General features: G+C 71.4%; 8 protein-coding genes and 1 pseudogene. 5 read left to right on the top strand and 4 right to left on the bottom strand.

Translation table 11 applies throughout. The annotated features are described in order from the left end of the window. The first annotated feature begins 40 nt into the window (after positions 1-40). Together fabV and ACWGIG_RS17185 are read left to right on the top strand one after the other, a co-directional pair. Complete coding sequence (gene fabV / locus ACWGIG_RS17190; RefSeq protein ID WP_453322430.1) at positions 41-1,249, top strand: enoyl-[acyl-carrier-protein] reductase FabV; 1,209 nt, start codon at positions 41-43, stop codon at positions 1,247-1,249. A 209-nt stretch (positions 1,250-1,458) separates the two neighbouring features. Then, complete coding sequence (locus ACWGIG_RS17185) at positions 1,459-3,099, top strand: hypothetical protein (RefSeq protein ID WP_453322429.1); 1,641 nt, start codon at positions 1,459-1,461, stop codon at positions 3,097-3,099. A gap of 477 nt (positions 3,100-3,576) precedes the next feature. On the opposite strand, the gene ACWGIG_RS17180 is transcribed toward ACWGIG_RS17185, so the two are convergent. Together ACWGIG_RS17180 and ACWGIG_RS17175 are read right to left on the bottom strand one after the other, a co-directional pair. Continuing rightward, positions 3,577-4,227: a hypothetical protein gene (locus tag ACWGIG_RS17180; protein WP_453322428.1), complete on the bottom strand. Its 651-nt coding sequence runs from the start codon at positions 4,225-4,227 to the stop codon at positions 3,577-3,579. Positions 4,228-4,295: 68 nt separating this feature from the next. Then, entirely contained in the window at positions 4,296-4,781 is a 486-nt protein-coding gene (locus ACWGIG_RS17175; protein WP_453322427.1) for an NUDIX domain-containing protein, read from the bottom strand. 461 nt (positions 4,782-5,242) lie between these two features. Here ACWGIG_RS17175 and ACWGIG_RS17170 point away from each other — a divergent pair, with 461 nt between their 5' ends. From ACWGIG_RS17170 to ACWGIG_RS17160, 3 genes are read left to right on the top strand one after another with little or no spacing between them, the layout of a single operon-like run. Beyond that, a complete protein-coding gene (locus ACWGIG_RS17170; RefSeq protein WP_453322426.1) occupies positions 5,243-5,635 on the top strand; it encodes a hypothetical protein in 393 nt (130 codons plus the stop codon). Further along, positions 5,632-7,812: a bifunctional polysaccharide deacetylase/glycosyltransferase family 2 protein gene (locus ACWGIG_RS17165; RefSeq protein WP_453322425.1), complete on the top strand. Its 2,181-nt coding sequence runs from the start codon at positions 5,632-5,634 to the stop codon at positions 7,810-7,812. Before ACWGIG_RS17170 ends, ACWGIG_RS17165 begins: the two co-directional genes overlap by 4 nt. Positions 7,813-7,857: 45 nt before the next feature. Beyond that, complete coding sequence (locus ACWGIG_RS17160; protein WP_453322424.1) at positions 7,858-9,288, top strand: LCP family protein; 1,431 nt, start codon at positions 7,858-7,860, stop codon at positions 9,286-9,288. A gap of 154 nt (positions 9,289-9,442) precedes the next feature. Here ACWGIG_RS17160 and ACWGIG_RS17155 read toward each other — a convergent pair whose 3' ends face one another. Next, positions 9,443-9,604, bottom strand: a complete 162-nt coding sequence (locus ACWGIG_RS17155; protein WP_453322423.1) for a carbohydrate-binding protein — start codon at positions 9,602-9,604, stop codon at positions 9,443-9,445. Positions 9,605-9,707: 103 nt separating this feature from the next. Next, positions 9,708-9,859: pseudogene (locus ACWGIG_RS17150) on the bottom strand (MBL fold metallo-hydrolase); the annotation flags it as partial.

Raw genomic sequence — 9,859 nt, 5'->3', positions numbered from 1 at the left:
GCCGCGTCCTTGTCCGTGACGACACCTGGGGCACCACACCGTGAGCGAACGCGTCATTGCACCCAAGAGCCGGGGCTTCCTGTTCCTCGACTCCCATCCCGGCGGCTGCCGTCAGTTGGTGGACGAGATGTGGCAGGCCGTCCCGGCCCCGGTCACCGCCGAGGGCGAGGGGCCGGTGGCTCTGGTCATCGGCTCGTCCGCCGGGTACGGCCTGGCCGCTACGATCGCGGGCCTGGCCCGTGTCGGCATCCGCGGCATCGGCGTGTGCTTCGAGAAGGCGCCCGCGCGGCGCACCGGTACGGCAGGCTGGTACCGCACCGCCGCCACGGCCCGGCTCGCCCGACAGCACGGGCGGGACATGGTCTTCCTCAATGGCGATGCGTTCAGCGACACGGTGAAGGAGCAGGTTGCCGACCTCCTCGCCGAGCGGTTCGGGGGGCGGCTCGACTTCCTGATCCACTCGGTGGCCGCGCCTCGGCGCACCGACCCGGACACCGGTGACGTGTATGCCTCGGCGCTCAAGCCGGTCGGCTCGCCGTACACCACCAAGACCCTGGTCTTCGACGAGTCCGGTGCCCCGGAGGTCAAGGAAGTCACCACGGCGCCGGCCGAGGGCGACGACATCGAGCAGACCGTGGCGGTGATGGGCGGCACCGACTGGGAACGGTGGATCGCGTTCCTGGCCGACCGGTCCCTGCTGGCCGACGGCTTCACCACGGTCGCCCTGTCCTACATCGGCTCGCCGCTCACCGCGGCGATCTACCGGCAGGGCACCATCGGCGCAGCGAAGTCCCATCTGGAAGCCACCGCGCGCACGTTGAACGAACACCTCGGCAAGACCGTGGGCGGCCGGGCCGTGACCTCGGTCAACGCCGCCGCCGTCACCCAGTCCTCCACCGCCATCCCGGGCATCGCCCTGTACGTCGGGCTCCTGCGAGGCGTCCTCGGCGACGCCATGGTCGCCCCGATCGGCCAACTGGTGGACCTGTGGGACCAGTTGACCGGTGTCCGCCCCCTCGACCTCGACGCCGAGGGCCGGGTCCGCCTCGACACCTGGGAACTCGACCCCACCGTGCAGAGTGCCGTCGCCGCACGCTGGTCCACCGCCACCAGCGACACCATCACCGAACTCGCCGACCTCGACTGGTTCAGCAACGAGGTCCGCCGTCTCTACGGCTTCGCCGTCCCCGGCATCGACTACACCGCCGCCGTCGAAACGGACGTCCCCTGGCCCGCCTCGACCGCCTGACCTGCGCCACGACGGCCTTCCGGGGCCCGTGCCCACCACCGGCTCGGTTGAGGAAGCACGGCTCGGTCGAGGAGCCACGGGCCCGCACAACTACAGGTGACATACCGTCACAAGCCGTGCCGAGCACAGCGGGAGGCGAAGGATCGGTGAGTATCCACGGGAGACGGATGATCCGATGAATGGTCATCCCACTCTTGTATATTCCCGTAATGCCCGCCATATTCCCGTCCGACGAGATCCAGGACCGTACCGCGGCACCTGCCCCCGTCCCCGCCGACCGCCCCCGTACGCGTGCGGAACGCTTCTCACCGCGTACGCGTGGCCAGGTCGGCCCCCGCCCGCCGGTCGATCCCCTGGAGCCCGCCGTCGGCCGTGGGTCCTCGTACACACTGCTGTGCGGAGCGGTCCTGCTGATCGTCCTGCTGCTCCTGCTGGTGGCCGTGCGGCTGCCGTGGGACGGAGACCTCGGCGTGCACGCGGCGACCCTGGAGCGGCTGCGCCACTCGCTGTCCGATCCGGGCAACCCGATGGTCGACGCGGACACCGCCAGCCCGTACTACTCGCCGTGGATGCTGGTGCTCGGCATCTTCGCCAAGCTGACCGGGCTCAGCACCTTCACGGTGCTGCGGCTCGCCGCGCTCGTGTCGCTGCCGCTGCTGATCACGGGCGTCCGGCACTTCGTGCGTACGTTCACCAGGCGGCGCGCGGCCTGGCCGCTGGCGGTGCTGTGTCTGCTGCTCCTGTGGGGACCGCAGTTCTTCGCGTGGAGCGGGTTCCTCGGCCTCGGCTCGCTGGCACTGTGCCTCGCCTATCCGAGTACGTTCGCGCTCGCGCTGTCCTTCCACTTCTGGGCGCTGCTGACCAAGGCACTGCGCGGCCGGGCCCCGTGGCCGGTGTTCCTCGGGCTCGGGACGCTGTGGGCCGTGATCATGCTCAGCCATCAGTTCTCCGGATTCACCGCCACCTGCGGAGCGCTCGGCGTGCTGCTCGGGGCGCGGCCGTGGCCCGCGCGCGCGACCTGGCTGGGGCTGGGCGGCGGGTTCCTGGCCGGGATCGCGCTGCTCGCGGCGTGGCCGTACTACTCGTTCTTCGCACTGTTCGAGGCCGACGGGCTCGAAACGATCCACCGGTCCCTGTACAACGATCTGCTGCCGCGCTACGCCTTCGTCCTGGTCGGAGTGGTGGCGCTGGCCCTGCGCCTTCGGCGCAACAGGCGGGACCCACTGGTGATCTTCTTCGCACTGGGCGCCCTGACGGTCACGGCGGGAGCGGTGAGCGGGCACTGGGCCTGGGGCCGCGCGCTCCCCGCGGCGATCGTTCCGGCGCAGCTGGCGGCGGCGCTGGCGGCGGTGTCCGCCTGCACCGGGACGGTTCGCAAGGTCTTCGCGGTCGCGACCGGAGCCGCGCTGCTCGCCGGCGCCTGGACGCAGGCGGGGACGCTCGGGTACGTCGTCCGCAAGGACGCGCTGCCGCAGGTGCTGCGGGAGAAGGTCCGGGAGCCCTGGGCCCGTTACCGGTGGATCACGCCCCACGTGCAGTACGGGGACACCGTCATGACCAGGGGGCGGGCGGCCCGCCAGGTTCCGGCCTACGGGCCGTACACGGTGGCCCCCGGATACCCGGAATTCTTCCTGCCCGACGAAAAGGCGCGGCACGCGGCGGTCGAGCGCTACTTCGCGGCGGACTCCTCCCGCGCGGAGCGGCTCGCCGTCCTGCGGCGCTACGAGGTGAAGTGGGTGCTGCAGTGGCAGTACGACGGGGGGCTCGCCGCGGACGATCCGGCGCTGCGCAAGGTCTCCACGGGGCCGAACGGACAACTGCTGTTCAAGTTGGTGTCGGCCGAGGAGTAGGAGGAGCAGTCGGCCCGGTCCGTCGGGCTGGTGGAGCGGACGGCGGCGCCCTCGCCCGGCGGATCCGGCCATGCCCAGGAGCTCAGGACGGTACGTGGCGTTGACGATCGCCTCGGCGGCGAGGGTGGTGATGTCGCCCTGCCACAGCGCGGTACGGCCGCTCGCCCGGCAGACCGCACTGAGCACTTCTTCGCCGATCGTCGGCAGGGAGCCGCGGCTCGGCGCGGGCGGCGCGGGTCGGGGCGTCCGCGCAGCCGTCCGGGCCGCTTGCGTGGCGACAAGGCGTACTCCGGCCGCGAAACCGTGCCTCCCTGCGGCGACGGCATGTCCAAGCGACCACCACCCGGCGCGATGTCCCGCGCGAACACCGGCGTCGGCGAGGGCGGTCCGGCGGCCGGCTCCCGGCAGACCAGTAGGTACGACAGACGCGACCACCTCTTCAGCGGCACCCTGACCGCCGCTGCGCTCGTCATCCGGCTACCCGACCGTCCGAGAGCCATCAGAAACGGCCTGGCCGTGCCGGGTGAAGACTTCGCGAACGCCGGGCAGGTCCGCTTCCTTCTCCTTGTCGTCCTCGTACCGACCGTCCTCGTCCCGGGTCGCCACGACGGTCTCCGCAGTGAAGTCCCGGCCGAAGCCGTAGGCGTCCAGGCAGTAGTCGAAGCCGGACTCGCCGAAGAGGTCCGCGTCCTCGCGGCGGCAGTACTCCGCCAGGCCGTCGGACACGTGCCAGCGCGTGCCGTCGTACCAGAAGACACCGCCTGCGTAGTGGATCGTCCGGCCCGTCGCGGAGTCCGTGAGGTTCAGCGACTCGTAGTTCTCGGGACGGTCGCGGACCAGGGCGACGAGGGATTCGGGGACGCCTTCGTAGAAGGACTCCTGAAGGGCGAAATCCTCCTCGGCGTAGAGGTTCAGCGCCGACTCGTGGTCGAAGGTCAGCAGCAGCACGCGGCCGTCCTCCGCGAAGTACCAGACCGCGGACTGGCCGCCGCGGTCGTTCCAGGCCAGACGGCGTGCGCCTGCCACCGTCACCGGCTCGACCTCGGCGAGGGCGTCCACGACGGCCGCACGGCGCCGCACTTCAGGGAGGGGCGTCGCCACCAGGGCATCCCACATCGCGTTACTCATTCCCGCAGGGTATCCACCGTGATGACGGCAGGCGCCGCGGCGCAGAGCCCGTCTCCTCCCGGGCCGGTCTACAGGCCGAGCACGACCGGGGTTTCGGGAGCCCCCTCAGCGATCAGCTCGTCGAGAACCGCGGCCAGGTCCCGTGGGCCGAACAGCTCCGGTCCTTGGTATGCGGCGATCTCGTGCAGCCGCCACCACCGCAACGACGTGAGGTGCTCGGCAGCGAGCTCCACCTCCGACAGGCTGCCGCCCGGCTCGAACGCCTCGGCACGGACGAGGAAATAGTCGTTGATGACACCGTCGTGGCCCGGCGCGTACTCGGGTCCGATGAGCCGCTGGTGCCATACATGCCGCAACGGACCGTCAAAGGCGAGTCCGACCTCCTCGATCAGTTCGCGCCTCAGCGCCGAGTCCGTCGACTCCCCCTCCTCGATCCCGCCCCCAGGGGTTATCCAGACCACCGCGCCCGGAAGCACGCACCTGCACAGCAGAATGCGGTCCTCCTCGTCCAGGACGACCGCACGCGCCGAGTGACGCAAGTTCAGTGAAGACATGACCGAACACTACGCACAGCCCCCTCACGAGCCCTCACGAGCCCGCAAGAGGCCAGGAGGGCCTGTTGCCTTGTCGCACGGGCGTCCGAGTAGGGTCGGGGGCTGCGTGATGGCTGACGGTCGCACCCTGGCCTCCCGGCCCTTGTGAGGGCACATGTGTACGTGGCCTTCCCGGCCCCACCCGGGAAGGGCGCACGGCATGCGCGCGTACGGGAAACCTCCGTACGCGCCGGGCACCGGGATGCGGATCCGACGTCTCACGGGCAGTTCGGCGGACCCCCGGGTCCGTACCCCCCACGGACGAAGAGTCGCGCATGCGCGGCCGCAGATCAGGAGCACCAGTGCAGGGCACCCCCCACATAGCCAGCACACCGCACGACGGGCGATCGTCGCCCGTACCCCCTGCCCGCAGGGAGCAGCAGCACACGGGGCGGGACATGACAGGGAGCATGCCTCACCGGGTGGCGGCGCCTCGCGTGTACCCGGCGGCGCGGCGCCCCCAGGCCGCCGCACCCCAACTCCCCGTCTTCATCGACCAGTCGGGCTGGCGCAGGCGGACGCTGCAGGGCGTGGCGCTGGCCGTGGGCTTCGCCTGCCTCGGGTATCTCCTGTTCGTCGGCGCGCTGATCAGCGGACTCCGGCAGCCCGTCGGCACGCACCCGCCGAGTACGAACGTACCGGCGCCTTCCGGTCCGGACACCGGCACGTCGCAGCGCGGCCACGGCGCACCGGACCGGGCCGAGGCCGACCGGACCGAGGCCGACCGGTCGCCGGCCAGGGGCGTCGTGGACCGCGACGACCACCGACCGCCGTCCGGCAGATCCGTACCGTCGGCCGGAGGCCCCGAGCAGTGAGCCGGCGGTCCGCTGTCCGCCGCCCGCCGCGCGGACACTGGCTCGTCCTCCTGCTGCTCCTCCTGGTGGTCGCCGTCACCCTCCTCTTCGAGGGCTGGACGACCCACCAGGTCGACGCCGCGCGCACCAAGCCGCTGTGCACCCGGCCGATCCCGCGCGAGGCGGACGACGGGAAGCCGCTGCTGCGGTTCGGCCCGGAGGGGGTCTCCACCGCGGCCATGCCGCCGGGGACCGTCGCGCTCACCTTCGACGGCGGGCCCGACCCGGTGTGGACGCCGCGCCTGCTCGACCTGCTGCGCGGCCACCGCGCGCGGGCGACCTTCTTCGTCTACGGGAAGGACGCGGCCCGGCACCCGGAGCTGATGCGGCGGATCCTGCACGAGGGCCACGAGATCGGTTCGTACACCTACAGCGGCGGCGACCTCGGTGCCGCCTCACCGCTGCGCGCACGGCTCGAACTGTCGCTCACCCAGGCCGCCCTCGCGGGTTCGGCCGGAGTCAACACCACCCTGCTGCGGCTGCCGCACACCACGGCCGCGGACACGCTCTGCGGCGCCGAGTGGACGGCCGCGCAGCGCGCGGCGGCGCAGGGGTACCTGGTGGTCGCCTCGGACCACAAGGACCGCAAGCCGTGGCGCGGGCTGGTGACGCAGCACAGCCAGACCGACCTGGGCCTGCGCGAGGCCGAGAAACTGCTGCAGGACCGCAGCGTGAAGGAGTTCACCACTGTCAGCGGCGGCCTCGGACGGCGCTCCTTCCTCGACGGGGTCACGGTCGCCCAGGAGATCAAGGGCGAGGGCCTGATCCAGTTGCAGCGGTTGGGGCACGGCTTCCTCACCGTGATGGTGTGGGCGCTGACCCTCACGGGCGTGCTCGGCGTCCTGCGGATGCTCATGTTCGCGGTGTTCGCCCGGCTCCACGTGCGCAGGCTGCACCGGTACCGGCCCGGCGCACCACGGCTGCGCGAGGTGCGGGACCCGGTGACGGTCCTGGTGCCCGCGTACAACGAGGAGGCCGGCATCGCCTCCACCGTGTACTCGCTGCTCGCCTCCACCTACCCGCACTTCCAGATCATCGTGATCGACGACGGCTCGACCGACGCCACCGCGGACATCGCCGAGTCCATCGCCGACGACGACCCGCGGGTGACGGTGATCCGGCAGCGCAACGGCGGCAAGCCCAGCGCCCTCAACACCGGCCTGGCGCACGCCCGGCACGACATCGTCGTCATGGTCGACGCGGACACCGTCTTCGAACCCGAGGCGCTGGGCCGGCTGGTCCAGCCGCTCGCCCACCCGGCGGTCGGTGCGGTCAGCGGCAACACCAAGGTCGGCAACCGGCGCCGCCTGCTGGGCAAATGGCAGCACCTGGAGTACGTACTCGGCTTCAACCTCGACCGGCGGATGTTCGAGGTCCTGGAGTGCATGCCGACGGTGCCGGGGGCGATCGGCGCCTTCCGCAGGGACGCGCTGATGGGTGTCGGCGGCGTCAGCGACGAGACCCTGGCCGAGGACACCGACCTCACGATGTCGCTCTGGCGGGCCGGCTGGCGCGTCGTCTACGAGGAGTCCGCGGTCGCCTGGACCGAAGTGCCCAGCACCGTGCGGCAGTTGTGGCGTCAGCGCTACCGCTGGTGCTACGGAACCCTCCAGTCGATGTGGAAGCACCGCCACGCGGTGACGGAGATCGGCCCCGCCGGACGCTTCGGCCGTCGGGTGCTGGTCTACGTCACGACGTTCCAGATCGTGCTGCCGCTGTGCGCACCGGTCGTGGACATGTTCGCCCTGTTCGGGGCGCTGTTCCGGGACCCCGTGGAGGCTGCCCTCGTCTGGTTCGGTTTCCTCTCCGTCCAGTTGGTCACCGCCGCCTACGCGCTGCGGCTCGACCGCGAACGGCTGCGCGTGCTGTGGGTTCTGCCGCTCCAGCAGTTCGTCTACCGGCAGTTGATGTACCTGGTGGTCATCCACTCCGTGACCACGGCGCTGCTCGGCACCCGACTGAAGTGGCACAGCATGAAGCGCACCGGAACCGCCGACCCGTATCTGCTCCAGGCGCCGTCCGGGGAGACGTCCGGAGATCCGCTCGACGCGTCGCCTCCGCGGCGGAGCCTGTCGTCCCGGTCGGGGCCTGGCACCGCGGTGATCCAGGTGCGGACGGGACAGGAGGGGAACCGGTGAGCGGCCTCGTGAGTCGGACCTGGGACATGACCAAGGGAGTTGACCATGACAGACCCGCTTGACCAGCGGGCCGGACGTACGCCCACGGGGAGGGAGGGCTGGAGCGGCGATGCCCGGGACCGTCCCGTGGGCCGGGGGCCGGTGCGGGTGACGGGCGAACTGTGGCGCCCGGATCCGGGGGGCGGTGGCCGCGGGCCGTACACCGATCCGGATCCGTACACCCACCCGGACGCGTACGTCCACCCGGACGCGTACGTCGATGCGGATGCGTACGTCCCTACGGATGCGTACGTCCCTACGGATGCGTACGCCCGTCCGGTTCCGTACGCCGGCCAGGGTCAGGACCCGACCCCGGAGGACGCCGCCGCTCGTGAGCGGTTCGCCGAACGCCCCAGCTCGCACTACGGGCCCCGGCGCGCCCACGCCCGGCAGCCGAAGAAGCGCAGGGGGCTGCGACGAGCGGTGCTCGTCCTGCTGGCCGTCGTGGTCGTCGCGGCGGGCGGCACCTACGGCTGGGCCGAGGCCCGGCTCAACCGTGACGTCGACCTCGGCCTGTACGCGGACCGTCCGCCGCCGGGCGAGGGCACCAACTACCTCCTCGTGGGCTCGGACAGCCGCGACGGGCTCACCCCGGACGACGTGCAGGATCTGCACGCCGGCGGGGGCGGCGGCCGACGCACCGACTCGATGATGCTGCTGCACACCGGGGCCAACGGCACCAGCATGGTCAGCCTGCCGCGCGACTCCTGGATCACCGTGCCCGGCCGCCTCGACACGTCGACGGGCAAGACGAAGCGGCCCGAGGGGGACAAACTGAACGCCTCCTTCGCCTACGGCGGCCCCGAACTGCTCGTGCACACCGTCGAGAAGAACACCGGGCTGCGCATCGACCACTACGTGGAGATCGGCTTCGCCGGGTTCGTGAACATCGTCGACGCCATCGGCGGCGTTCGGATGTGCCTGGACCGGGACATCAAGGACGAGAAGTCGGGCGCCGACCTGCGCAAGGGCTGTCACACCCTGAGCGGCAAGCAGTCGCTCGCCTTCGTCCGCCAGCGGCACCAGGAGAGGGAGGGCGACCTGGGCCGGTCGAAGAACCAGCAGAAGTTCCTGTCGACCCTCGCCCACCAGGCCGCCCGGCCCGACACCCTCTTCGACCCGCTGGAGATCGGCCCGGCCGTGCAGGCCGGGCTCGACACGCTCATCGTCGACAAGGACACGAGCCTGAGCGATCTCAGCAGGATGTTCCGCGCCGTGCAGAGCATCGCGGGCGGACACGGCAAGCAGATCAACGTGCCGGTGTCCGGCATCGGTGTCCCCACCCCCAAGGGCAACGTACTGAAGTGGGACGCCAAGAGGTCGGCCCGGCTCTTCGACGACCTGCGGCACGACCGGCCGGTGACGGAGACGGGGAAGACGTCCCGGCACCGGGGCGGTGCCGTCCGCCGCACGCCGTCACGTGAGGACCGCCCGTAGCCGCCGGATTCCCAGAACCGCCGGCCCGTCGGGGGCCCGCCGCACGATCACCCCGACGAGCCGGCCCCCGGCACCTGCGTCTTCCCGTTTCCGTCGTGCTCCGCGCGCGTCAACGGACCTGGTCGAGGATTTCGACCCGGAACAAGCCGATCTGTCAGGTTTCGTAACGCTTCCAGAACTTAACGGCACCCTTGGGGCTGTTCGCCGAGTTGGACTTGTGGGCCACCAGGCAGAGGTAGTGCTTGCCGTTGAGGGCCGTGCGGTCGTTCACCGCGTACTGCTGATTGACTTTCCACGCCGAAAATCCTGCGGCCATGCGAGGGCCCCCTTCCTACGGTCGGCGCGCTGCCGACGTCGGAAATCATCCCACGGGCGCGTGGCCCCTGGGCCTACGGCCGGTCGCGGCCGGGAGGGAACGGCGTGGGCAGCACGGGCACCTCGTCGTCGGGCGTTGCCGCCGGCCGGTGGGCGGAGGCGTGCCGCGCGCGGGCCAGGTGCTCGGTCGGCCGCGGGCCCACCAGGTCCGGACGCCCACGGTGGCGATCAGCGGCGAGCCGCCGGTGAGGACCGT

This window comes from Streptomyces sp. NPDC054863, assembly GCF_053610825.1.
The sequence above is the reverse complement of the archived record's forward strand: the minus strand, read 5'-3'. Positions and strand labels throughout refer to the sequence as shown.

Coding starts and splice junctions, on each gene's coding strand:
- ACWGIG_RS17155 (WP_453322423.1), bottom strand. CDS start 9,604: ATGGCCGCAGGATTTTCGGCGTGGAAAGTCAATCAGCAGTACGCGGTG.
- ACWGIG_RS17180 (WP_453322428.1), bottom strand. CDS start 4,227: ATGAGTAACGCGATGTGGGATGCCCTGGTGGCGACGCCCCTCCCTGAA.
- ACWGIG_RS17160 (WP_453322424.1), top strand. CDS start 7,858: ATGACAGACCCGCTTGACCAGCGGGCCGGACGTACGCCCACGGGGAGG.
- ACWGIG_RS17175 (WP_453322427.1), bottom strand. CDS start 4,781: ATGTCTTCACTGAACTTGCGTCACTCGGCGCGTGCGGTCGTCCTGGAC.
- ACWGIG_RS17185 (WP_453322429.1), top strand. CDS start 1,459: ATGCCCGCCATATTCCCGTCCGACGAGATCCAGGACCGTACCGCGGCA.